19 protein-coding genes are annotated in these 23432 nt (G+C 70.1%); 4 read left to right on the top strand and 15 right to left on the bottom strand.

The genetic code is table 11. The annotated features are described in order from the left end of the window. Nucleotides 1–180: 180 nt before the first annotated feature. A complete protein-coding gene (mqo, locus tag FFS20_RS15115) occupies nucleotides 181–1656 on the top strand; it encodes a malate dehydrogenase (quinone) (RefSeq protein WP_137826653.1) in 1476 nt (491 codons plus the stop codon). Nucleotides 1657–1738: 82 nt separating this feature from the next. Here the strand turns inward: mqo and FFS20_RS15120 are convergent, their stop codons facing one another. The 3 genes from FFS20_RS15120 to FFS20_RS15130 form a co-directional block, all read right to left on the bottom strand. Then, the gene (locus tag FFS20_RS15120; protein WP_137826654.1) at nucleotides 1739–2548 is read right to left on the bottom strand and encodes a bifunctional allantoicase/(S)-ureidoglycine aminohydrolase; all 810 of its coding nucleotides are present in this window, start codon (nucleotides 2546–2548) and stop codon (nucleotides 1739–1741) included. Further along, nucleotides 2545–3894 (bottom strand): aldolase/citrate lyase family protein, encoded by a 1350-nt coding sequence (locus tag FFS20_RS15125; RefSeq protein WP_137826655.1) that lies wholly within the window; start codon nucleotides 3892–3894, stop codon nucleotides 2545–2547. The genes FFS20_RS15120 and FFS20_RS15125 overlap by 4 nt, the downstream gene beginning before the upstream one ends. A 91-nt stretch (nucleotides 3895–3985) precedes the next feature. Continuing rightward, nucleotides 3986–5365, bottom strand: coding sequence for an NAD-dependent malic enzyme (locus FFS20_RS15130; RefSeq protein WP_137826656.1), 1380 nt, complete (start codon nucleotides 5363–5365; stop codon nucleotides 3986–3988). A gap of 156 nt (nucleotides 5366–5521) precedes the next feature. On the opposite strand from FFS20_RS15130, the gene FFS20_RS15135 reads away from it, so the two are divergent. Beyond that, nucleotides 5522–6307: an IclR family transcriptional regulator gene (locus FFS20_RS15135; RefSeq protein ID WP_137826657.1), complete on the top strand. Its 786-nt coding sequence runs from the start codon at nucleotides 5522–5524 to the stop codon at nucleotides 6305–6307. A 3-nt stretch (nucleotides 6308–6310) separates the two neighbouring features. Here the strand turns inward: FFS20_RS15135 and aceE are convergent, their stop codons facing one another. The 4 genes from aceE to uraD form a co-directional block, all read right to left on the bottom strand. Beyond that, complete coding sequence (aceE, locus tag FFS20_RS15140) at nucleotides 6311–9076, bottom strand: pyruvate dehydrogenase (acetyl-transferring), homodimeric type (protein ID WP_137826658.1); 2766 nt, start codon at nucleotides 9074–9076, stop codon at nucleotides 6311–6313. 112 nt (nucleotides 9077–9188) lie between these two features. Continuing rightward, nucleotides 9189–10073, bottom strand: a complete 885-nt coding sequence (pucL, locus tag FFS20_RS15145) for a factor-independent urate hydroxylase (RefSeq protein WP_137826659.1) — start codon at nucleotides 10071–10073, stop codon at nucleotides 9189–9191. Between the two features lie 146 nt (nucleotides 10074–10219). Then, nucleotides 10220–10543 carry a hydroxyisourate hydrolase gene (gene uraH, locus FFS20_RS15150; protein WP_137826660.1) on the bottom strand — a complete coding sequence of 108 codons (324 nt, stop codon included), beginning with the start codon at nucleotides 10541–10543 and terminating at the stop codon, nucleotides 10220–10222. Next, nucleotides 10540–11034, bottom strand: coding sequence for a 2-oxo-4-hydroxy-4-carboxy-5-ureidoimidazoline decarboxylase (uraD, locus tag FFS20_RS15155; protein WP_249356887.1), 495 nt, complete (start codon nucleotides 11032–11034; stop codon nucleotides 10540–10542). Before uraD ends, uraH begins: the two co-directional genes overlap by 4 nt. A 200-nt stretch (nucleotides 11035–11234) precedes the next feature. Here uraD and FFS20_RS15160 point away from each other — a divergent pair, with 200 nt between their 5' ends. Both FFS20_RS15160 and FFS20_RS15165 read left to right on the top strand, forming a co-directional pair. Next, nucleotides 11235–12374 (top strand): glycerate kinase, encoded by a 1140-nt coding sequence (locus FFS20_RS15160; RefSeq protein WP_137826662.1) that lies wholly within the window; start codon nucleotides 11235–11237, stop codon nucleotides 12372–12374. Nucleotides 12375–12376: 2 nt separating this feature from the next. Continuing rightward, the gene (locus FFS20_RS15165) at nucleotides 12377–12844 is read left to right on the top strand and encodes a peroxiredoxin (protein WP_137826663.1); all 468 of its coding nucleotides are present in this window, start codon (nucleotides 12377–12379) and stop codon (nucleotides 12842–12844) included. A gap of 84 nt (nucleotides 12845–12928) precedes the next feature. On the opposite strand, the gene allB is transcribed toward FFS20_RS15165, so the two are convergent. The 8 genes from allB to FFS20_RS15205 all read right to left on the bottom strand — a co-directional run. Then, the gene (gene allB, locus FFS20_RS15170) at nucleotides 12929–14314 is read right to left on the bottom strand and encodes an allantoinase AllB (RefSeq protein WP_137826664.1); all 1386 of its coding nucleotides are present in this window, start codon (nucleotides 14312–14314) and stop codon (nucleotides 12929–12931) included. Between the two features lie 98 nt (nucleotides 14315–14412). After that, nucleotides 14413–16209: a glyoxylate carboligase gene (gene gcl, locus FFS20_RS15175; RefSeq protein WP_137826665.1), complete on the bottom strand. Its 1797-nt coding sequence runs from the start codon at nucleotides 16207–16209 to the stop codon at nucleotides 14413–14415. Beyond that, on the bottom strand, nucleotides 16209–17198 hold the full coding sequence (locus tag FFS20_RS15180; protein ID WP_249356888.1) for a 2-hydroxy-3-oxopropionate reductase: 990 nt from the start codon (nucleotides 17196–17198) through the stop codon (nucleotides 16209–16211). The genes gcl and FFS20_RS15180 overlap by 1 nt, the downstream gene beginning before the upstream one ends. Next, nucleotides 17183–17983: a TIM barrel protein gene (locus FFS20_RS15185; protein ID WP_137826667.1), complete on the bottom strand. Its 801-nt coding sequence runs from the start codon at nucleotides 17981–17983 to the stop codon at nucleotides 17183–17185. The genes FFS20_RS15180 and FFS20_RS15185 overlap by 16 nt, the downstream gene beginning before the upstream one ends. Before the next feature lie 113 nt (nucleotides 17984–18096). After that, on the bottom strand, nucleotides 18097–19383 hold the full coding sequence (guaD, locus tag FFS20_RS15190; protein WP_137826668.1) for a guanine deaminase: 1287 nt from the start codon (nucleotides 19381–19383) through the stop codon (nucleotides 18097–18099). A gap of 34 nt (nucleotides 19384–19417) precedes the next feature. After that, nucleotides 19418–20194 (bottom strand): xanthine dehydrogenase accessory protein XdhC, encoded by a 777-nt coding sequence (xdhC, locus tag FFS20_RS15195; protein ID WP_137826670.1) that lies wholly within the window; start codon nucleotides 20192–20194, stop codon nucleotides 19418–19420. Between the two features lie 5 nt (nucleotides 20195–20199). After that, complete coding sequence (gene xdhB, locus FFS20_RS15200; protein WP_137826669.1) at nucleotides 20200–22545, bottom strand: xanthine dehydrogenase molybdopterin binding subunit; 2346 nt, start codon at nucleotides 22543–22545, stop codon at nucleotides 20200–20202. Then, nucleotides 22542–23432, bottom strand: an 891-nt coding sequence (locus tag FFS20_RS15205; RefSeq protein WP_212743356.1) for an FAD binding domain-containing protein, incomplete at its 5' end; no start/stop codon positions are given. The genes xdhB and FFS20_RS15205, both read right to left, overlap by 4 nt.

Below are 23432 nucleotides of genomic sequence, written 5' to 3' on the forward strand. Positions count from 1 at the left end.
GCCGACGCCCTCGGACCCGGGTGGCCGCTGCCACGACGTCGGCTGGGGATGGCACTGCCACTGAGCGTGATCCTCGTCTCCTGACACCGGTGCGCCCGTCCCCCGACTTCGGGTTGAACCTGTGCTCGGAGTAGTCTGAAGGTCGATACTTCACGCCTCTGACGAAGATTGCGAGTGGAAATGCCCTCAACGCAGGAAAAGGTCGACGTTGTCCTCATCGGCAGCGGCATCATGAGCGCCACCCTCGGCGCGATGCTGACCGAACTCCAGCCCGAATGGGACATCCGGGTCTACGAGAAGCTCGACTATGTCGCGAAGGAGAGCTCCGACCCCTGGAACAACGCCGGCACCGGCCACGCCGCTCTCTGCGAGCTCAACTACACCCCTGAGGACGCGAACGGCCACATCGACCTGACGAAGGCCGCGCAGATCAACGAGCAGTTCCACCACTCACGCCAGTACTGGTCGCACCTCGTCGACAACGGCGTCCTCCCCGAACCGAAGAACTTCATCAACCAGGTCCCGCACATCAGCTACGGACGTGGCGAGAAGGGACGCGACTACATCAAGAACCGTCGTGAGCAGATGGTGCGCAACCCGCTGTTCGCCGAGATGGAGTTCACCGACGACCCGGCCACGCAGGCCGAATGGCTGCCGCTGATGTTCGAGGGCCGCGGCCCCGGGCAGGTCAACGGCATCTCCCGCACGCAGATCGGCACCGACGTCGACTTCGGGTCGCTCTCCCGCCAGCTGCTGCGCTACATGGCCGACAAGGGCGCGACGATCCGCACGAGCCACCAGGTCACCGACCTCGACCGCTCCTCCGACGGCTGGACCGTCACCGTGCGCGACCTGCTCTCACGCGAGACGCACAAGATCGGGGCGAAGTTCGTCTTCATCGGCGCCGGCGGCGGCGCCCTGCCGCTGCTCCAGAAGTCCGGCATCCCCGAGGGCCGCGGCTACGGCGGCTTCCCCGTCTCCGGCATCTTCCTCCGCACCGCCAACCCCGACCTCGTCGCCCGCCACCAGGCGAAGGTCTACGGTCAGGCGTCCTTCGGCGCCCCGGCGATGTCGGTGCCCCACCTCGACACCCGCGTCGTCGACGGCAACGAGTACCTGCTCTTCGGCCCCTACGCCGGGTTCTCCCCGAAGTTCCTCAAGCAGGGCCGCTTCACCGACCTGCCGTTCTCCGTGCGCGGCAACAACCTCGGCACGATGCTCGGCGTCGCGAAGGACAACACCGACCTCGTCACCTATCTCCTCTCGGAGCTCGCGGCCTCGAAGAAGGCCCGCTTCGAGTCGATGAACGAGTTCATCCCCTCCGTCGACCCCTCCGACTGGGAATTCATCCAGGCCGGTCAGCGCGTCCAGGTGATGAAGAACGTCCCGGGCAAGGGCGGCGTCCTCGGCTTCGGCACGGAACTCGTGTCCTCGGCCGACGGCTCGATCGCCGCCCTCCTCGGCGCCTCTCCCGGAGCCTCGACGGCCGTGGCGATCATGCTCGGCCTGCTCAAGACGTGCTTCCCGCGTCAGTACGACGGCTGGGAGCCGGCACTCAAGGACATGGTGCCCTCGCTCGGCCGTGACCTCGCCGACGACGAGACCCTGCTCACCGAGCTCTCCGAATACACCGCCCGCACCCTCCAGCTCATCTGAGGCGCTCCAGTTCGACGGAGCCCCTGCCGCCCTGCCGCTCATCCGAGCCGCAGGGCGGCAGTCGTCCCTGAGTCCCGGAGTCCTAGAGCTCGACCTGCCGGTTGACGTCCTTGTAGAGCAGGTAGCGGAAGCGCCCGGGACCACCGGCATAGCAGGCCTGGGGGCAGAACGCGCGCATCGAGATGAAGTCGCCCTCCTGGACCTCGACCCAGTCGCCGTTGAGGCGGTAGACGGCCTTGCCCTCGAGGACGTAGAGCCCGTGCTCCATCTCGTGCGTCTCCGCGAACGGGATGACCGCCCCGGGTTCGAACGTCACGATGTTGACGTGCATGTCGTAGGCGAGGTTCGCCGGATCGAGCGGCCGCGTCGTCCGCCACCGGTTGTCGGTGCCCGGCATCGCTGCGGGCTCGACGTCGGCCTCGTTGCCGAAGGCCGCCTCCGGGGTCAGCCCCGCAACCGGCTGGTAGCGCTTGCGCACCCAGTGGAAGCGGGCCGCCTCGGTGCCGGTCGAGCGCGCACTCCACGCCGACCCGGCCGGCAGGTACGCGAACCCGCCGGGGGTGAGGACATGTGCGGTGCCCTCGTGGGTGACGGTGAGCTCGCCGGCCATGAGGAAGAGGAAGCCCTCGACCCCTTGCTGCGGCTCCGGTGCCTCCGACCCGCCGCCGGGCGCGACCTCGAGGATCGTCTGCGAGAACGTCACCGCGCCCCCGGCCACCGGCTTCGAGAGCACCCATGACCGCGTGTCCGTCCACTCCGGCAGCGCCGAGGTGACGATGTCGCGCAGGACGCCGCGCGGGATGACGGTGTAGGCCTCGGTGACGATCGCCCGGTCGGTGAGCAGATCGGTCTGCGGTGGGTGTCCCCCGGTCGGGGCCCAGTAGGTGGTCATGCGTGCGTCTCCTTCGTCGTCGTGGACAGCGGCTCACCGGTCAGCGTTCCCGTCCGGGCGAGCAGCTCGAGGTCGCCGGCCGACAGGTCGGTGCGCTCGGCGATGTCGTCGGGGGTGTGGGCGCCGCAGGTGAGGCCGCGGCTGAGGTAGCGGGCGAGCGCTTTCGCCGTCGCGGGTTCGTCGAGGACCGCCGAATCCGTCGCGTGGACGTAGTTGCGCAGGCGGGCGGCGGCGAGCTCGAGGCCCTCCCGGTAGAACCGGAAGGTCGCGAGGAACCGGGTCGGCAGCTGGTGCGGGTGCATGTCCCAGCCCTGGTAGATGCCGCGGCGCAGGTGGCGGCGGACGAGGCGGGCGTGGAGGCTCCACGCCTGGTGCATCGCCTCGGGGTCGCCGACCGGGAGGATGTTCGTCGACCCGTCGGAGAGGTGAACCCCGGTCCCGGCGACGGCGAGGAGCATCTGGTTCTTCGCGAAGTCCGCGACCGGGTGCTCCATCGACTGATAGGCCGCGGCGATGCCGAGCGAGGCCGAGTAGTCGTACGTCCCGTAGTGGAGGGAGGTGATCCGGCCCTGCCCGACGTCGAGCGCCCGGGTCAGCGGCACGGTGCCGTCGGCGCCGAGGACGATCTGCGGGGTCTCGACCTGGACCTCGAAGGTGATCGATCCGGCGGGCAGGCCGTGCTCCTCCTCGAGGCTGCGCACCGCGAGCACCATGGCGCTGACCTGGTCGACGGTGCTCACCTTCGGCAGGGTGAGCACGAGCCCGGTCGGCAGCGCTCCCCCGTTCGCGGCGAGCACCTCGGTGACGAAGAGGTCGAGTGTGCGCAGTCCGCGCGCCCGCGTCGCGGCCTCGAGCGACTTGAACCGGATGCCGACGAAGGCCGGCGCCCCGGTCTCGGCGCGACCGGCCACCGCGGTGCGCGCGGCCGCGATGACGGCCGCGTCCTCGGCGGCGTCGCCCTGGTCGCCGAACCCGTCCTCGAAGTCGATGCGCAGATCCTCGATCGGCTCGGTCGCAAGCTTCGTCGTCACCGCCTCGGCGAGCTGCTCGGCCTCTCTGGCGACCTGGTGGAGGCTCGGCGGGGTCGCCCCGAAGCTCTCCCCCATCTCCTTGCGGGAGGCGACGATGACGCGTTCGGCCAGTTGGACCATGCCGCCGCCGGCCTCGACGGCCGCCAGCGCCTGTTCACCCCACTCCCGCGGCAGTGTCGGGGTGACCTGGTGACCTGGGACGTAGACCGTGTGGATGGGTTGGCGGACGTCCCGATCGCCCGGATAACGCGTGCTCAGCACCTCGTCGGTGTCCGTGAGGAGAGCATCGATGTCATCGAGCGTGGATTGCTTCACTGTTCCTCTTTCCCTGTCTGTCGGCGTGAGTCCGGCCACGATGCCGGGATCACCCCATTGTCGCTCATGTCTGATCTCAGCACCCTCCGACTCACTTCGACACCGAGGCGACCGCCTCGGCGACCCTGTTCGCGACCTCCGGGTCGAAGACGGAGGGGATGACGTAGCCGGGGTGGAGGTCCTCGGGCGCGATGCACGAGGCGATCGCGTCGGCGGCGGCGACCATGATGTTCTCGTCGACATCGGTGGCCTCGGCGTCGAGGAGGCCGCGGAAGATGCCGGGGAACGCGAGGACGTTGTTGATCTGGTTCGGGTAGTCGCTGCGCCCGGTGGCGACGACCGCGGCGTGCTTGAGCGCCTCGGCGGGGTCGACCTCCGGGTCGGGGTTGGCCATCGCGAAGACGAGCGCGCCCTCGTTCATCGCCGCGATGTCGGCGCCGTCGAGGATGTTCGGGGCGGAGACGCCGATGAAGACGTCCGCGCCGACGACCGCCTCCTTGAGTGTTCCGGTGAACCCCTCGGGGTTCGTGTTCTCCTGCAGCCACCGCTTGTGCTCGGTGTCGACCGTCGAGTTCGGGCCGATCGCCCCGTCGCGTCCGCATGCGATGATCGTCCGGGCGCCGGCGACCTGGAGGAGACGGATGATGGCGTGGCCGGCGGCACCGACGCCGGAGACGACGATGCGGACGTCGCCGATGTCCTTGCCGACGACGGTGAGCGCGTTCTTCAGCGCCGCGAGCGTGACGATGCCCGTGCCGTGCTGGTCGTCGTGGAAGACGGGGATGTCGAGTTCCTCGCGCAGGCGCCGCTCGATCTCGAAGCAGCGGGGCGCGGAGATGTCCTCGAGGTTGATCCCGCCGTAGGCCGGGGCGATCGCCTTGCAGATCGCGATGATCTCCTCGGTGTCCTTCGTATCGAGCGCGACCGGCCACGCGTCGACTCCGGCGAACTGCTTGAAGAGCACGGCCTTGCCCTCCATGACCGGCATCGCGGCCTCGGGGCCGATGTCGCCGAGCCCGAGCACCGCCGTGCCGTCGGTGACGACGGCGACGGTGTTGCGCTTGATCGTCAGGCGCCGGGCGTCGTCCTTGTTCTCAGCGATCGCCTTGCACACGCGGGCGACCCCCGGGGTGTAGGCGCGGGAGAGGTCGTCGCGGTTGCGCAGCGGGACCTTCGGGGTCGATTCGAGCTTCCCGCCGAGGTGGAGGAGGAAGGTGCGGTCGGAGACCTTCCTGACGTCGACGCCGGGCAGGGATCCGAGTTCGCTCGCGACCTCCTCGGCGTGGGGGACGTCGCGGGTGTCGGCGCTGACGTCGATGACGACGGTGTCGGGGGTGGATTCGACGACGTCGAGCGCGGTGATGCCCGCTCCCGTCTTCGCCGCGGCCGCGACGAGATCGGACGTCGACGACTGGCCGACGGCGGTGGCCACACGCAGGGTGATGGAGTATCCGGGGCTGGGAACAGCCATGACTGTCATCCTCTCTGATGGAATCATTTCCGTATTATGGATGTTAGCTTCTGTATTGCGGAATATCTAGCGGGCGACGGCGCCGAACGGAAACTTTCTTCCATTCGACGCTAGACTGTGCGGAAGTGTCGCCCACTTCGAGGAAGAGGACAACGGATGACCACGAACGACGCCGAGACCCCTGCGGTCCGCCAGACCAAGGGCGGAGTCCAATCCGTCGAACGCGCATTCGGCCTCCTCGAGTGCATCGCGAACTCCGCCGGGTCGGCGACGCTCAGCCACATCGCCGCCGACGTCAACCTGCCGCTGCCGACGATCCACCGTCTCCTCGGCACGCTCGTCAGCCTCGGCATCGTCCGGCAGCTGCCCAACCGCGGGTACGCGCTCGGCCCCGGCCTCGTCCGCCTCGGCAACCTCGCCGGCGCGCAGCTCGGCGCGATCGCCCGCCCCCACCTGCGCACCCTCGTCGCCGAACTCGGGGAGTCGGCGAACGTCGCGACCCTCGACGGCGACATGGTCGTCTACGTCGATCAGGTCGCCTCGGACCGGCAGATGCGTATGTTCACCGAGGTGGGCCGGCGCACGCACATGCACGACACGGGAGTCGGCAAGGCGATCCTCGCGCAGCTCGACCCCGCGCAGGTCCGCAGCATCGTCGCGACCGCCGGGATGCCGACGCCGACCGAGCACAGCATCGGCACCCTGGGGGAGCTCGAGGCCGAGCTCGAGCGGATCCGGCAGCGCGGGTACTCGATCGACGAGCAGGAGCAGGAGCTCGGCGTCCGCTGCTTCGCGATGTCGGTGCCCGGTGCCCCCTCTCCGCTCGCGATCTCCGTGTCCGGCCCGATCAGCCGCGTCGACGACGACTTCGCCGCCCGCGCGATCCCGCTCCTGCGCTCGGTCGCCGAGCAGATCAGCGCGGACATGCAGCCCGGGGCCTGAGCCTCAGGAGTCCCCGCCGGCGGTGCCCGAGGTGCCCGCCGTGACCTCGCCGAGGCGGTACGTCGCCGCGGCCTCGACCGGTGCCCTCTCGTCGACCTCACCGCGGTCGGCGAGGAGCTGCAGGGTGCGCACGACCATCGAGTGCGCATCGATCCTGAAGTGCCTGCGCGCCGCGGCCCGGGTGTCGGAGAAGCCGAAGCCGTCGGCACCGAGCGTCGCGAAGTCCTGGGTGAGGAACGGCCGGAGGAGATCGGGCTGGGTCGAATCGAAGTCGCTCGTCGCGATGATCGGCCCCGGCTCTGCCCCGAGGCGCCGGCGCACATACGGCACGCGCGGCTCCGCCTCGACGTCGAGGAGACGCTGCGCCTCGCAGTCGAGCGCCTCTCGGCGCAGCTGCGCCCACGACGTCACCGACCACACGGCCGCGTCGACGCCCCAGTCGGCGGCGAGCAGCTCGCGGGCCTCGAGCGCCCACGGCACGGCCACGCCCGAGGCGAGCAGCTGAGCCTGCGGCCGCTGGGTACCGGCGTCGGACGGCGCACCGGCCCCCGCCTCGGCGATGCGGTGGAGGCCTGCGAGGATCCCATCGACGTCGACGTCCTCGGGCTCGGCCGGCTGGAGCATCGGCTCGTTGTAGACGGTGAGGTAGTACATGACGTTGCGCTCATCGTCGCCGAGGTCGTGCTCGCCGTACATCCGGTGGAGGCCGTCGCGGACGATGTGGGCGATCTCGTAGCCGTACGCGGGATCGTAGATCCGCAGCGCCGGATTCGTCGCCGCGAGCACCGGCGAGTGCCCGTCGGCGTGCTGGAGCCCCTCCCCGGTCAGGGTCGTCCGCCCTGCGGTCGCGCCGATGATGAACCCGCGGGTCATCTGGTCCGCCGCCGCCCAGAACGCGTCGCCGGTGCGCTGGAAGCCGAACATCGAGTAGAAGACGTAGATCGGGATCATCGGCTGCCCGTGCGTCGAATACGCGGTGCCCGCCGCGGTGAACCCGGCCGCCGCCCCCGCCTCGTTGATGCCGACGTGGAGGAGCTGCCCGGTCGGGGCCTCCTTGTAGGAGAGGAAGAGCTCCCGGTCGACGGCGAGGTAGTTCTGGCCGTTGGGGTTGTAGATCTTCGCCGTCGGGAAGAACGCGTCGATGCCGAAGGTGCGGGCCTCATCGGGGATGATCGGCACGATCCGCTCGCCGACGCCCTTCTCGCGCATGAGGTCCTTGAGCAGGCGGACGAAGGCCATCGTCGTCGCCGCCTGCTGGTGGCCCGAGCCCTTCGCTGCCTGCGCGAACGCCTTGTCGCTGACCGCGGGCAGGGAGATCTGCGAGCGGGAGCGCCGCCGTTCGGGGACGAAGCCGCCGAGGCTCCGCCGCTTCTCGAGAAGGTACTCGATCGCCTCGTCGCCCGCGCCCGGATGATAGTAGGGCACGGCGTAGGGATCGTCGTCGATGACTTTGTCGCTGATCGGGATGTCCATCCGGTCGCGGAAGACCTTGATGTCGGCGGCGGTGAACTTCTTCATCTGGTGCGTGGCGTTGCGCGACTCGAAGCTCGTGCCCAGCCCGTAGCCCTTGACCGTCTGGACGAGGATGACCGTCGGCCTGCCGGTCACCGCGACCGCCCGATCGTAGGCGGCGTAGACCTTCTGGTAGTCGTGGCCGCCGCGCTTGAGGTTCCAGATGTCGTCGTCGCTCAGGTGCTCGACGAGGCTCTTCGTCACCGGTGAGCGGCCGAAGAAGTTGTCGCGGATGAACCCGCCGGACTCGGCCTTGAACGTCTGGTAGTCCCCGTCGAGGGTCTCGTTCATGATGCGCACGAGCTCTCCCGTGCGGTCGGCGGCGAGCAGCTCGTCCCATTCCCGGCCCCAGAGGACCTTGATGACGTCCCAGCCGGCCCCGGTGAAGGTCGCCTCGAGCTCCTGGACGATCTTGCCGTTGCCGCGCACCGGCCCGTCGAGGCGCTGGAGGTTGCAGTTGACGACGAAGGTGAGGTTGTCGAGGCCCTCGTTCGCCGCGAGCTGGAGGGCCCCGCGCGATTCGGGCTCGTCCATCTCCCCGTCGCCGAGGAACGCCCACACCCGCTGGTCGCTCGTGTCGGCGATGCCCCGGTGGTGGAGGTAGCGGTTCATCTGCGCCTGGTAGATCGCGTTGATCGGGCCGAGGCCCATCGACACGGTCGGGAACTGCCAGAACTCGGGCATGAGCCGCGGATGCGGATACGAGCTCAGGCCGTGCGGGGCCCGCGAGGCCTCCTGGCGGAAGCCGTCGAGCTGGGCCTCGGTGAGCCTGCCCTCGAGGAACGCCCGGGAGTACATCCCCGGGGAGGCGTGGCCCTGGAAGAAGACCTGGTCGCCGCCGCCGGGATGGTCCTGGCCGCGGAAGAAGTTGTTGAGCCCGATCTCGTAGAGGGTCGCGGCCCCGGCGTATGTCGAGATGTGGCCGCCGACGGAGACGTCGGGGCGCTGCGCGCGGTGGACGAGCATCGCGGCGTTCCAGCGCAGCCACTTCCGGTAGCGGCGCTCGAGCCGCTCGTCACCGGGGTAGGTCGGCTCCTGGTCGGCGGGAATCGTGTTGACGTAGTCGGTCGTCGTGACCTTGGGTGCGGCTACGGAGTTCGTCGCCGCGCGGCGGCGCAGCGCGTCCATGATCTCTCCCGCCCGCGCGGTGCCGCGGGCGGCGACGAGTCCCTCCCAGGACTCGAGCCATTCGTCGACCTCCTCGTCGGCGGGACTCGTGGACAGGGCGGCATCAGGGCGTGATGACAGTGCGGTCATAGGGGTTTGCCTCTCAGTGGCCCACCGCGGTCAGGGGCGGGTCCGAAGGGTGCGGCACCGAGGCGGGACGGCGCAGGAACGGCCGTCCCGCCTCGGTGGTGATTGGAACGGGTCAGCAGAACCCGGCGATGTTCGTCCAGGCGCTCGTCGACTCCTCCACCCCGTCACGGGTGAAGGTCGCCTCGATGAGGCCGTAGGGACGGTCGGCGACGATGAAGACCTCGTTGGGGTTCTCGAGGCCGAAGCGCTCGATGTCGTAGAGGAAGTGGTGCTTGTTCGGGCACGAGAAGCGGATCTCGTCGATCTCCGGGACCTCGCTGATGACCTTCTCGCCCATCATGTAGAGGGTCTGCTGGAGGGCCTTCGAGTAGTGGTCGGTGAACGCCTCGAGGATGATGCCCTTGACCTTCTCATACGTCTGGTCGAAGTCGAGGTCCGTGGTGTTGTAGATCCACCGGGTGGCGATGTCGGTCGCGAGGATCCGGTCCTCGGTCTCCGGCAGGGACGTGTATTTGTCCTTCGGGTAGCCGACGAAGCCCGACTCCGTCGTCTTGAGCACCGTGAGGTCGCGGAAGCCGGAGATCAGCGTGTCCGTCTCACCGTCGCGGGTGAGCACGACCGTGCGGATCTCCGGGGCCGCCCGGTAGAACGAGTGGTCGTGGTCGTTGATGCGGTCCCAGCCGAACTCCTCGGCCTCCCAGCGTCCGCCGCTCACCCAGTCGAAGCTGCCGGTGAAGTGGTCGGCGAGCCCGAGGAGGAACTGCTCGGGCGAGGACACGCCGAGCTCCTTGGCCTTCGCGAAGATCGTGTTCTTCTGGGTGTCGGTGGCGACGACGTGTGCGTTGTCGCCCTCGGTGTGCGCGGTCTCGAAGTCGCCCCACAGCTGGGAGGTGACATTGAGGTCGCGGATCTCATGGCGGTCCGAATCGCGGTAGACCCGCATGAGACGGTTCTCCGCCTTGCCGTACTGGTTCGTCGTCAGTTTCACAGTGCTCATTGCGTACTCCTCGTAGTGCCGCCGCGCACGCGCGGCAGCCCGGATATCTCACGAGGCCGGCGGTTGTCTCCCGGTCGGCTTCGGCGGTTTGTTGAGGATGGAGATCCTGCAGGGGGCCTGCTTCCCCTGATGACGATGTGCGGGCCTCAGCTGCCCCGATACGTGCTGTAGGCGAAGGGGCTGAGCAGAAGCGGGATGTGGTAGTGGGTCTCACCCGGGGCGACGGTGAAGTCGATCGTCACCTGCGGGTGGAAGTGGTCCTGGCCACGGGCGGTGAAGTACTCGCCGGTGCCGAAGACGATCCGGTACGTGCCGGGCTCGAGCGTCTCGGGGCCGAGCTGGGAGACCCGCCCGCCGGTATCCGTGCGCGCCTGCGCGAGCGTCTCCTCACCGCTGAGCAGCGTCACGGCGAGGTCGGCGGCGGGGGTGCCGGCGGTCGAGTCGAGGGCATGGGCGGAGATGAAGCTCACGAGAGGATTCCTTCCAGGCGGATGACGGCGATCTCGATGAGCTGAGCGCCCACCTCGGCGATCTCCTCGTCATCGGAATTGGCCATCCGGCGGTCGAGTTCGGAGAGGATCTCCGCAGGCGTGCGGCCTGCGGCGCGGATGAGGAAGACCCGGTCGAAGCGCTCCTCGTACGCGGCGTTGCCGGCGCGCAGACGCTCTTCGACGTCGGTCTCGAGCGCACCCAGGCCCGCCTGCTCACGGGAGGAATGGGCCGCCTCGGCGGAATCGCCTTCCGCTTTCTCCCCGATCCTGGGATGATGGGTCAGCGCGGCTTCGATCTCCTGCGGCTGCAGGGGTGAGGCGGCGGTGCGGGCGAATTCGGCGGCCGTCGCGACCGACTCGAAGGGGCGACCGGCGACGACGGTGTCGATCCAGCGGTCGACGTCGAGGCACGGGCGCAGCACGTCGCGGGCCTCGCCCGCCGGCAGCCGATCGAATTCGATCAGGTCCACATCGACCTCGTTTCGCATCTCGGAAGTTCTCTTCCATTCGTTTCCACGAGTGTGGCCTGCGTCTCGCCGGGATGTCAAATCCGTTTTCCGCCTCCAGTGGTCGATTTCGGAAAATTTCTTCCGTATCATGGATATTGACGGCGCCGACTTCGGTGCCGGCGACAGTGGTGTCGAGAGAATCGGTGAGGTTGAATGTGGCTATGACTCCGACGATCGTCTGCGCCCCCGATTCCTTCAAGGGCTCCGCCGGCGCACCCGCGGCCGCGGCGGCGCTCGCGCGCGGGGCCCGGCAGGCCTTCCCGGCCGCGACGATCACCGAGCTGCCCTTCGCCGACGGCGGCGAGGGCACCCTCGAGGCCCTCCTCGCGGTGTGGGGCACGCCGGCGCGCACCGTCGACGTCGTCGACGCCCTCGGCCGTCCGGCGACCGCCCGCTACGGACTCTCCGCCGATGGCAGGACAGCGGTCATCGAAGCCGCCCAGGCCAACGGCCTCCCCCAGGTCTCCGACGTCCCCCTCGACCCCGAACGCGCCGGGACGTACGGCGTCGGCCTCATCGCCGCCCAGGTCCTTAACGACGGCGTCGACGAGATCCTCCTGTGCATCGGCGGTTCGGCGAGCACCGACGGCGGGGCCGGGATCGTCGCGGCCCTCGGCGCCGCCCTCACCGACTCCGCCGGGGAGCCGATCGCCCCCGGCGGCGGCGGACTCTCCGCCCTCGCCGCCGTCGACGCCTCCGGTCTCGACCCGCGCGCCCGCACCGTGACCTGGCGCATCGCCGTCGACGTCGACAATCCGCTCACCGGCCCGCGCGGGGCAGCGGCCGTCTTCGGCCCGCAGAAGGGCGCCGATGCCGTGACCGTGACGCGCCTCGATGACAACCTCGCCCATTTCGCCGAGGTGCTCGGCAGCGAGCATGCCGCGACCCCCGGGTTCGGGGCCGCCGGCGGGATCCCGCTGGCGCTCACCGCCCTCCTCGGCGCCGAGGTCGTCCCGGGCTCGCGCATGGTCGCCGAGGCCGTCGGGCTCACCGCGGCCCTCGCCGGCGCCGACCTCGTCCTCACCGGCGAGGGGTCGTTCGACTCCCAGTCGCTCGGGGGCAAGGTCGTCGCGGCCGTGCGGGACCACAGCCCCGCCTCGGCGCGCATCATCGTCGTCGCCGGACGCGTCGGACTCACCCCCGCCGAGTGCCGGGAGGCCGGCATCACCGCCGCGCTCTCGATCGCGCCCGGGCCGGCGGACCTCCCCGAACTCTCGGCCCGCGCCGAGGAGCTCATCGAAGCGACCGCCGCGCACGCGTGTGCACTCGTGGCGGCCGGACACCAACAGAAAGGGCACTGATCATGGCGAACACACTCACGGTCGGACAGCAGGCACCGGACTTCTCCCTGCAGGACGCGAACGGACAGACCCACTCGAAGGCGGACCTGGCAGGCAAGCGCTTCATCCTCTACTTCTACCCGAAGGCGGCGACGCCCGGCTGCACGACCGAGGCGTGCGACTTCCGCGACAACCTCGCGTCGCTGACCGCGGCGGGCTTCGAGGTGCTCGGGGTCTCCCCCGACGGCCCCGAGGCGCTCCAGGCCTTCGCCGCGGACGAATCGCTGACCTTCCCGCTGCTCTCCGACCCGGATGCGGCCGTCGCGAAGGCCTACGGCAGCTACGGGGAGAAGACGATCGGCGATCGGACCGTCGAGGGCACGCTGCGCTCGACCTTCGTCGTCGACGAGTCGGGTGCCCTCAGCCTCGCCGAGTACAACGTCTCCGCCGACGGCCACGTCCGGCGCCTCCGCGAGACCCTCGACGTCTGACCCGACACGTCTGACGCAGGACAGCCCTCCGGGCGCTCAGCGATGTCGCTGGGTGCCCGGAGGGCTGTTGGGGCCGCTCCGCGGTCAGCGGGCGGTGAGGAGCCGGCCGTGGGGGACCGTGAAGTCAACGGGAGCGCCGCCGAGCAGCGTGTCAGTGACCCGGCCGCGGACGACGCGCTGATCGTATGCGGTGATCTGGTTGCGGTGGTAGAGCTCGGTCGCCGACACCGTCCACTCCTCGTCGGGGGCGAAGACGGCGAAGTCGGCGTCGCCGCCCACGGCGATCGCGCCCTTGCCGGCGACGCGGGCGACGGCGGCGGGGGCCGCGGACATCCAGCGGACCACCTCGGCGAGATCGATGCCGCGCCGTGCCGCCTCCGTCCACACGAGCGAGAGACCGAGCTGCAGAGACGAGATCCCACCCCACGCGGCACCGAAGTCACCGGAGTCGAGGAGTTTGAGCTCGGCCGTCGACGGCGAGTGGTCGGAGACGATGCAGTCGATGGTCCCGTCGATGAGTCCCTGCCACAGCGCCTCGCGGTTGGACTCCTCCCGGATCGGCGGGCAGCACTTGTGGGTCGTCGCCCCGTCGGGGATCTCCTCGGCGGTGAGGACGAGGTAGTGCGGGCACGTCTCGACGGTGAGCCTGACCCCCTCGGCCTTCGCCGCGGCGATCTGCGGCAGGGCATCGGCCGAGGACAGGTGGAGGATGTGGGCCCGCCCGCCGGTCTCCCGCGCCGCCTCGATGACGTGGGCGATCGCGACGTTCTCGGCCTCGCGCGGCCGCGAGGCGAGGAAGTCGGCGAACTTCTGCCCGTGCGCCGTCGGCGCGGTGGCCATGACGCCGTGGTCCTCGGCATGGACGATGAGGAGACCGTCGAAACTCGCGATCTCGGTCAGATCCTCCGTCATCTCCGCAGGCGTCAGCGGCGGGAACTCCTCGACTCCGGAGTCCTCGAGGAAGCACTTGAACCCGTAGACCCCGGCGTCGTGGAGGGGGCGCAGATCCTCGCGGTTGCCGGGGATCGCCCCACCCCAGAAGCCGACGTCGACGAAGGCCTTGGGCCCGGCGACGGCCCGCTTCGTCTCCAGCGCCGCGACGTCGACGGTCGGCGGCAGGGAGTTGAGTGGCATGTCGACGATCGTCGTCACCCCGCCGGCGGCCGCGGCCCGGGTCGCCGAGGCGAATCCCTCCCACTCGCTGCGGCCGGGGTCGTTGACGTGGACGTGGGTGTCGACGAGCCCAGGCAGGAGCACGCGGGTGTCGTCGACCTCGACGATCCGCGTGTCCGCCGAGGCGGTCGCTTCAAGGTCATTGCCGTCGGCGGCGACGGCGACGATGACGCCGTCCCTGACCGCCACCTCGGCGGGTCCGACGCCGCCGGGCAGGATCGCCCGGCGGGCGCGGATGATGAGATCGACCGCTTCGGTGCCGGTCCCGGCATCGGTCGCAGTGGTGGGTGTGCTCATGGATTCCTCCTCAGTGTCCCGACGACTCAGTGTCCCGCCGACCGTCGGCTGCCCCGCTCACGGGGCCATGGTATACCGAAGCACCGGTGCGGTGCTCCTCACTTCGCGCCGACGAGACCGCCCAGCGGGGTGAGCGCCGTCGGGGCGTCGGCCGGGGTCTGCGCGAGGACGTCGAACTCGTTGATCGCGTCGAGCGCGAGACCCATCGAGATGTTCGTGACGCGCTCGAGGATGATCTCGACGACGACGGGCACCTGGTGCTCCTCCATGAGCTCCTTGGCCACCCGCAGCCCCTCGCCGATGAGCTCGGGATCCTCGACTCGCAGCGCCTTGCAGCCGAGCCCCTGTGCGACGGCGACATGGTCGACGCCGTAGCCTGCGGACTCTCCCGAGGCGTTGATGTTGTCGAAGGCGAGCGAGACCTGATAGTCCATTTCGAACCCGCGCTGCGACTGCCGGATGAGACCGAGGTAGGAGTTGTTGACGACGACGTGGACGTAGGGGATCCGGTGCTGCGCCCCGACGGCGAGCTCCTCGATCATGAACTGGAAGTCGTAGTCGCCGGAGAGCGCGACGACCGTCTCCCCCGGTTTGCCCTTCGCGACACCGAGCGCCGCCGGGCCCGTCCAGCCGAGCGGACCCGCCTGGCCGGCGTTGATCCAGTGCCGGGGCCGGTAGACGTGGAGCATCTGCGCGCCGGCGATCTGGCTGAGCCCGATCGTCGAGACGTACGTGACGTCCTCGCCGAAGGCCGCGTTCATCTCCTGGTAGACACGCTGCGGCTTGATCGGCTTCTCCGTGTAGTTCGTCTTCCGGTGCTCCGTCGCCTTCCGCGCCGTGCACGCGTTCGCCCACTCCGTGAAGTCCGGCAGCGCTGCGGAGGCCTTCCGTGCCCGCGCGGCCGTGAGCAGGGCGTCGAGGGCGGCACCGGCATCGGAGACGACGCCGTAGTCCGGGGCGAAGACGCGCCCGATCTGCGTCGGCTCGATGTCGATGTGGACGAACGTCCGGCCCTTGCGGTAGACGGCCAGGTCGCCGGTGTGGCGGTTGGCCCACCGGTTGCCGATCCCGATGACGAGGTCGGAGTCGAGGAACGAGGCGTTGCCGTAGCGCACATGCGTCTGGATGCCGACCATGCCGGCGGCCAGCGGGTGGCTGTCGGGGATCGTCCCCCACCCCATGAGCGTCGGCGAGACGGGGATCGAGGTGAGTTCGGCGAATTCGACGAGACGATCCGCGGCGTCGGCATTGATGATCCCGCCGCCGGCGATGATGAGCGGGTGCTCGGCCGCGGCGATGAGATCGAGGATCTTCTCCGCCTGCGCCGAGGTGGCTGCCGGCTTGTCGACCCCGAGCGGTTCGTAGGTGTCGATGTCGAAGTCGATCTCCGTCTGCTGGACGTCGATCGGCAGGTCGATGAGGACGGGTCCGGGGCGGGCCGAGCGCATGAGCTGGAACGCCTTCTGGAACGCGCCGGGCACCTGACCGGCTTCGAGGACGGTCTTCGCCATCTTCGTCACGGGTGCGGCGATCGCGGCGATGTCGACGGCCTGGAAGTCCTCCTTGTCGAGCACGGCCACCGGCGCCTGCCCGGTGATGCAGAGGATCGGCTGGGAGTCAGCGGCGGCGGCGTAGAGTCCGGTGATCATGTCCGTGCCGGCCGGGCCCGAGGTGCCCAGGCACACGCCGATGTTGCCGGCCGCAGCCCGGGTGTAGCCGTCGGCCATGTGCGAGGCGCCCTCGACGTGGCGGGCGAGCGTGTGGCGGATGCCGCCATGGGCCCGCATCGCCGAGTAGAGCGGGTTGATCGCGGCACCGGGCAGGCCGAAGGTCTCGGTCGCGCCCTCCTTCTCGAGGATGAGGACGATCGCGTCGACTGCGCGCATTCTCGTCATCACGCCGCCCCTTCCTCTGCCGTGGTCTCCCGCGCCGAGGCGGTGTCGCCGGCGGCAGTGTCGCCCGAACCGGAGAGCTGTTCGACGACGGTGAGGAGACCCGAGTGGTCGAGGCCGCCGTTGCCCTGGGCGACGGTGGCGGCGACGAGCTGGGCGACGGCGGCGCCGAGCGGGATCGTCACGCCGGCCTCGCGGGCGGCGGCGGTGACGATGCCCATGTCCTTGTGGTGGAGCGCGAGGCGGAAGCCGGGGGCGAACTCGCGGTCGAGCATCTTCTGCCCCTTCTGCTCGAGCACCTTCGATCCGGCGAGACCGCCGCCGAGGACCTGGAGCGCTGAGGCGGTCTCGACGCCGTAGGCCTCGAGGAAGACGACCGCCTCGGCGAGGAGCCCGATGTTGCCGGCGACGATGAGCTGGTTGGCGGCCTTGACGGTCTGCCCGGAGCCGGAGGGTCCGACGCGGACGATCGTCCTGCCGACGGCGTCGAAGACGTCCGCGGCGGCGTCGAAGTCGGCCTCCTCCCCGCCGACCATGATCGAGAGCACGCCGTCGATCGCGCCGGGCTCGCCGCCGGAGACGGGAGCGTCGAGCGGTTTGAGGCCGGCCTCCCTCGCCTGGGCGGCGAGCGCCTTGGCGACATCGGGGCGGATCGTCGAGAAGTCGATCCACGTCGCACCGGCGTCGGCTGCGGCGAGGATGCCGTCGTCGCCGGTGAGCACGGCCTCGACATCGGGTGAGTCGGGGACCATGGTGATGATGAACTGGGCGCCGGCGACCGCCTCGGCGATCGAGTCCGCGGCCTCACCGCCGGCGGCGGCGAGCTCCTGCGCCTTCGCCGGGGTCCGGTTGTAGCCGCGGACGGTGAAACCGGCCTTGACAAGGTTCTTCGCCATCGGCAGTCCCATGATGCCGAGTCCGATGAATCCGATTGTAGTGCTCATGATGGAAGTCCTTACTGGTCGTAGTCGGTTGGTCAGCGGGCGAGCCACGCGAAGGCGGTGTCGCGGTCCTGCTTGTACTCGAGCGCGATGCCGCCGGAGTAGCCGAGCTCGAGCGAGCGGGCGATCCAGGCCTCGAGCGGAAGCTGCCCGGTGCCCGGTGCCCCGCGGCCCTCGGCGTCGGCGATCTGGATGTGTCCGAAGCTCGCGGCCCCGGTCTCGATGGCCGCGGCGACGTCGTCGCCGTTGACGGCGAGGTGGTAGAAGTCGGCGAGGACGGCGATGTTCTCCGTGCCTGCGGCCCGCACCTGCTCGACGACGGCGGCGGCCTCCGCCGCGGTCTTGAGCGGGTAGGCCTCTGCCCCGGAGATCGGCTCGACGAGGACGGTGCCCTCGACCGCGGCGGCGACGACGGCGAGGTTCTCCAGCGCCACGGCGTCCTGCTCCTCCGGGGTCGAGTCGTCGAGTCGGAGGCCGTAGAGGGCGTTGAACGCCCGGCAGCCGGTGCGGCGGCCGATCTCGGCGACGATGGCCGCGTTCGCGGCGACGTCGGCCTGCGCGCCGGGGATCGAGATCATCCCGCGGTCCCCGCCGGCCATGTCGCCGGCCCAGAAGTTCAGCCCCTTGAGCTCGACCCCGGCGTCCTCGAGCGAGGCGACGAAGGCGTCGACCTCGTCCTGGCTCGGGGTCGGATTGCCGTCGAAGGGCCACCAGAACTCGACCTTGTCGAAGCCTGCGTCCTTCGCCGCCTGGGCGCGCTCGAGCACCGGGAGTTCGGTGAGCAGGGTGGAGCAGTTGAGGATGTAGCTGTCTGCCTGAGTGAAGTCGAACGACATCGGGGTCTCCTTCGCGACTCTGCGAGTTTCCGTATTACGGAAGTTAGTTTCCGTTGGATGAAATCAGCATACGCATCGTCGGCGCGGAGAGTCAAGACCCTGACGCCGGACGCTCAGCCCTTGACGAGCTCGCCGTCGATCCACACGCGGGAGACGTCGGCGGGGGTGCCGAGGGCGAAGATTGTCGCCAGCGCGTCCTCCTCGGAGCCCGCATGCGCGATGCCGACGTCGAGCGGCTGCCCGGCCGCGGGGTCGATCCACACGGCGTCGAAGCGCTTGCCCACCGACAGGTCCCCGACCTCGGCGTCCAATCCGAGCGCTGCGGCCCCGGCCGTCGTCGCGAGGTGAAGGAGGTGTGTCGACGTCAGCGGGACTCCCCCGGCCGGGTCGAGCTGCTGCATGAAGTACGCCTGCACGCCCTCTTTGAGCAGGGAGAACCCGATGCCGGCGCCGACGTCGGAGCCGAGCGCGACCCTCACCCCGGCGTCGAGGTGGCGGCGCAGCGGGAAGAAGCCGCTCGCGAGCGCGGAGTTCGACGTCGGGCAGTGCGCGGCCGCCGCCCCGACTTCGGCCATCCGCGTCAGCTCCCGGTCGGTGGGGTGGACGTTGTGGGCGAGGATCGTCTGCGCGCCCAGCAGCCCGGCCCGATCGTAGGTGTCGAGGTAGTCGCGGGACTCGGGATGGATCTGCGCGACCCCGGTGATCTCGTCGCGGTTCTCGTTGAGGTGGGAGGTCACCCAGATGCCCGGGTTGTCCCTGACGAGTCCGCCGCCGGCGGCGAGCAGCTCGGGTCCGGCGGAGAAGGAGAACCGCGGGGTCACCGCGAAGCGCAGCCGCCCTCTCCCGTGCCAGCGGTCGATGAGCTCCTGGCTCTCGGCCACCGAGCGGTCGACGTCGGTGAGGAGGACCTCGGGGAGGTTGCGGTCGCTGGTGACCAGTCCCGTCGTCATCCGCAGCCCCACCTCGGCGGCGGAGGCGAAGAGGATGTCGACGGCGGAGGCGAAGTGCGATCCGAAGACCATCGCCGAGGTGGTCCCCGCCGAGGTCAGGCCGGTGAGGAACTCGTGGGCCACGGCACGGGCGTAGGCGTCGTCGCCGAGCTTCGACTCCTCGGGCAGGGCCGCCTCGTCGAGCCAGTCGAGGAGCGGCTTGCCGAGGTGGCCGATCGCCCGGACCTGCGGGTAGTGGACGTGGGTGTCGACGAACCCGGGCAGGAGGACCCCTGAGCGGAGGTCGACGACCTCGGCGTAGGGGTGGCGCTCCCTGGCGGTTGCGAAGTCGGTGCGGGCGACGATGCGGCCGGCGTCGACGACGAGCGCGACATCGGCGTCGCTGCGCAGGGTGCCGCCGGTGAACGGATCGGTCGGGGTGTCGAGGATGCGGGCACGGAAGATCTGCATGGGGTGGACTCCTGAAGTGTGGAAGGTGGAATGGTCAGGGCAGGCGGCTGAGCAGGTCGCCGGCGACGCTCACGGCGATCGTCGCCGGGCGCTTGCCGCTGACTGCGGGCAGGCCGATCGGGCACATGATCGTGTCGACGGCCTCGGGCGCATGCCCTTCGGTCTGGAGGGCCCGGCGGAAGCGCTGCCATTTCGCGCTCGAGCCGATGAGGCCGATGGAGCCGAGGTCCCCCCGCGTGAGCGCGGCGGCGCAGAGGTGGAGGTCCTCGGCGTGGTCGTGGGTCATGATGAGCACGTGCGCGCCGGCGGGCAGACTCATGAGCACCTCTTCGCCGACGACGGCGAAGTGGCGGGTCACGGCGGCCACCGGGGCTTCGAGATGGTCGAGTTCGCTCAGCTGCTCGGGCCGCGAATCGGACACATGGAGGTCGATGTCGTGGCGGGCGAGGATGCGGGTGAGTTCGAGCCCGATGTTGCCGATCCCGAAGATCGCGACGACGGCGGGCACGGGCAGCGGTTCGAGGAGGAGGGTGACCTCTCCCCCGCAGCACTGCCGCCCGTACTGCGCCGGGGCCTTGTCGTTGAGCCGCAGGCTGAGCATCTCGGGTTCGCTCTCCCCGCCGTCGAGGAGTTCGCGGGCACGGGTGACGGCCGTCATCTCGAGATTGCCCCCACCGATGGTCCCGAAGAGGTCTTCGGCGGAGACGATCATCTTCGCGCCGGCTTCCCGGGGAGCGTGCCCCCGGACCGAGGCGAGGGTGATGAGGACGGCCGGCACCCGAGCGCTGCGAAGCTCGGCTGCGGTGTCCATCCAGGTCATGACGGCACGGGCTCCCGGGAGCGGACGGCCTCGAGTGCCCAGAACACGGCCTCCGGGGTCGCCGGGGATGCGAGTTCGACGACGGTGCCCGGTGCCCCGAAGGCGCCGACGGCCTCCCGCAGGGCCTCGCGGACGGAGAAGGCGAGCATGAGCGGGGGTTCGCCGACGGCCTTCGAACCGTAGACCGCGCCCTCCTCATGGGCCTTCTCCAGCAGCGCGACGTTGAAGACCTCGGGCATCTCGGAGAAGCTCGGGATCTTGTACGTGCTCGCCGCCTGCGTCGCCAGCCGTCCGCGGCTGGGCTTGTCGCTGTCGTCCCAGCGCAGGTCCTCGAGCGTGAGCCACCCGGCGCCCTGGACGAAGCCGCCCTCGATCTGGCCGAGGTCGATGAGCGGGGAGAGCGAATCCCCGACGTCGTGGACGATGTCGACGCGGCGCAGCGTGTACGAGCCGTCGAAGCGGCTGACCTCGACCTCGCTGACGGCCGCCCCGTACGCGAAGTACTTGAACGGCTCCCCGCGCATCTCCGAGAGGTTCCAGTGAAGTCCCTCGGTGCGGTAGAAGCCGGAGGCCGAGAGCTGGATCCGCTGGAAGTACGCGGTGTTGACAAGCTCCTCCCACGTGATCGTCTTCGCCGACGAGAGTGCGCTGACGATGCCGCGGCTGATCTCGACCTCGTGGGCGGGCGCCCCGAGGAGGCCCGCGGCGACGTGCCTGAGCCGACCGAGGATCTGCTCGCACGCGTCCTTGACCGCTCCCCCGTTGAGGTCGGAGCCGGAGCTCGCCGCCGTCGCCGAGGTGTTGGGGACCTTGTCCGTGCGCGTGGGCGCGAGCCGCACCGTCGACAGCGGCACCCCGAGGCTCGTCGCGGCGACCTGGAGCATCTTCATGTGCAGGCCCTGCCCCATCTCCGTGCCGCCGTGGGTGACGAGGACGGAGCCGTCCTTGTAGACGAGGACGAGGGCCCCGCCCTGGTTGAAGGCGGTGAGGTTGAAGGAGATCCCGAACTTCACCGGCGTGATCGCCAGCCCCCGCTTGACGTCGTCGCGGGTGGCGTTGAACGCCTCGATCTCCGCCCGCCGGGTCGCGACGTCGCCGGCGGCGAGCACCTGATCCCAGCACGCCTCCATCCGGTCGGGATGGCGGACCGGCTGGTAGTACGGGGTGTCCTGTCCGGCCTGGTAGAAGTTGCGCCGGCGCAGCTCGGCGGCGTCGATGCCCAGCTGCGGGGCGACGCGGCCGAGGATGTCCTCCATGACGAGCATCCCCTGCGGTCCGCCGAACCCGCGGAACGCCGTCTGCGAGGTCTTGTGGCATTTCGCGATGCGCCCGTGGACGCGGATGTTGGGCACCCAGTACGCGTTGTCGATGTGGCACATCGCGCGGGTGAGCACGGGTTCGGAGAGGTCGAGGCTCCATCCGCCGTCGGCGGTGAGCGTCGCCTCGAGGGCGAGGATCCGCCCGTCGTCGTCGAACCCGATCCGCCACGTCGAGTGGAAGCCGTGGCGCTTGCCGGTCATCGTGATGTCGAGGGTCCGATTGAGCCGCAGCCGCACGGGTCGGCCGGTGAGTTTCGCACCGAGGGCGGCGAGGGCGGCATAGCCGTGGGGCTGCATCTCCTTGCCGCCGAACCCTCCGCCCATCCGCAGGCACTGGACGGTCACCTCGTTGGCGGGGATCCCGAGGACGTGGGAGACGATGTCCTGGGTCTCCGTCGGATGCTGGGTCGAGCATTGGATGAAGACCTGGCCGTTCTCGTCGACGTGGGCGAGCGAAGCCTGGGTCTCGAGGTAGAAGTGCTCCTGGCCGGCGAACTCGAACTCCCCTGCGAAGACGTGCGCGGCGTCGGCGAAGGCCCCGTCGACGTCGCCCTTGTCGATCGTCGGCTGGATGCCGTGGAAGCTGCCGGCGGCGATCGCCTCGGGGACGGTGACGAGCGAGGGCAGCGGGGTGACCTCGGCGGTGACCGCCTGCGCTCCGGCCTTCGCGGCTTCGAGATCCTCGCCGAGGACCCAGGCCAGGGGCTGGCCGAAGTACATGATCTCGTCGACGGGCAGCATCGGCTCGTCGTGTTTGACACCCTGGTCGTTGACGCCGGGGATGTCCGCGGCGGTGATGACCCGCACGACCCCGGGCACCGCGAGGGCGGGTGCGGTGTCGAGGGAGTCGAGGCGGGCGTGCGCGTGCTCGGACCTCACCGGGAATGCGTGGAGGACGCCGGTGAGGCGCCCGACGAGGTCGTCGGTGTAGAGGGCGGCGCCGGTGACGTGGCCGAACGCGCTTTCGTGGTGGTGGCTCTCGCCGACGACGGGGTCGGCGGGGCGCTGGGACAGCTGGCTCATCGTCCGGCCTCCTCGGTCATCGCGTTAAGCTGTTCGGCATAGAAGCGCTCGAGGGAGGAGCGGAGCATCGCCGTGCGGTACTGCGCGCTCGCCCGGTGGTCGTCCATCGGCGTGCCCTCCGCGGCGAGCGTCTCTGCCGCCGCGTGGACGGTCTCGAGCGTCCAGGGCCGGCCTTCGAGCTCGGCTTCCGTCGCCCGGGCCCGCAGCGGTGTCGCGGCCACTCCGCCGAGGCCGATCCGGGCCTTCGCCACCACCCCGTCGACGACGTCGACGGCGTAGCCGATCGCGACGGAGGAGATGTCGTCGAAGCGCCGCTTCGCGATCTTCTGGAACGACGTCAGGGGTGCCAGCGGCAGGGGGATCCGCACCGCCGAGATGAGTTCGCCGGGCTGCCGCACGGTCTGCCGGTAGCCGGTGAAGTAGTCGGCCAGGGGCACGGTGCGCTCACCGTCGCGCGAGGCCAGCACGAGCTCGGCTTCGAGGGCGAGGAGGGCCGGCGGGGTGTCCCCGATCGGCGACCCGGTGCCGAGGTTGCCGCCGATCGTCGCCCCGTTGCGGATGAGGCGGGAGGCGAACTGCGGGAAGAGCTTGCCGAGCAGCGGCACGCTGCCGGCGAGCCCGCGTTCGACCTCGCTGAGGGTCAGAGCGGCGCCGATCTCGATGTGGTCGGCGGTGCGTCGGATGCCGCGCAGCTCGGGCAGACGGTCGATGGCGAGCAGCGACTTCGCGCGCACGCCCTTGATGTTGACCTCGACGCCCCAGTCGGTGGCGCCGGCGACGAGGAGGACGTCGGGATCGTCGGCGAGGATGCCGAGCGCCTCGGCGAGGTCGGCTGGCCGGCGATAGCGGCCCAGGTCCCCGGTCGGGGTGTCGGGTCGGTGGAGATC

This window comes from Brevibacterium sp. 2SA (assembly GCF_005502845.1).
GTDB lineage: Bacteria > Actinomycetota > Actinomycetes > Actinomycetales > Brevibacteriaceae > Brevibacterium.

Coding starts and splice junctions, on each gene's coding strand:
- mqo (WP_137826653.1), top strand. CDS start 181: ATGCCCTCAACGCAGGAAAAGGTCGACGTTGTCCTCATCGGCAGCGGC.
- FFS20_RS15120 (WP_137826654.1), bottom strand. CDS start 2,548: ATGACCACCTACTGGGCCCCGACCGGGGGACACCCACCGCAGACCGAT.
- FFS20_RS15130 (WP_137826656.1), bottom strand. CDS start 5,365: ATGGCTGTTCCCAGCCCCGGATACTCCATCACCCTGCGTGTGGCCACC.
- FFS20_RS15135 (WP_137826657.1), top strand. CDS start 5,522: ATGACCACGAACGACGCCGAGACCCCTGCGGTCCGCCAGACCAAGGGC.
- aceE (WP_137826658.1), bottom strand. CDS start 9,076: ATGACCGCACTGTCATCACGCCCTGATGCCGCCCTGTCCACGAGTCCC.
- pucL (WP_137826659.1), bottom strand. CDS start 10,073: ATGAGCACTGTGAAACTGACGACGAACCAGTACGGCAAGGCGGAGAAC.
- FFS20_RS15160 (WP_137826662.1), top strand. CDS start 11,235: ATGACTCCGACGATCGTCTGCGCCCCCGATTCCTTCAAGGGCTCCGCC.
- FFS20_RS15165 (WP_137826663.1), top strand. CDS start 12,377: ATGGCGAACACACTCACGGTCGGACAGCAGGCACCGGACTTCTCCCTG.
- allB (WP_137826664.1), bottom strand. CDS start 14,314: ATGAGCACACCCACCACTGCGACCGATGCCGGGACCGGCACCGAAGCG.
- gcl (WP_137826665.1), bottom strand. CDS start 16,209: ATGACGAGAATGCGCGCAGTCGACGCGATCGTCCTCATCCTCGAGAAG.
- FFS20_RS15185 (WP_137826667.1), bottom strand. CDS start 17,983: ATGTCGTTCGACTTCACTCAGGCAGACAGCTACATCCTCAACTGCTCC.
- guaD (WP_137826668.1), bottom strand. CDS start 19,383: ATGCAGATCTTCCGTGCCCGCATCCTCGACACCCCGACCGATCCGTTC.
- xdhC (WP_137826670.1), bottom strand. CDS start 20,194: ATGGACACCGCAGCCGAGCTTCGCAGCGCTCGGGTGCCGGCCGTCCTC.
- xdhB (WP_137826669.1), bottom strand. CDS start 22,545: ATGAGCCAGCTGTCCCAGCGCCCCGCCGACCCCGTCGTCGGCGAGAGC.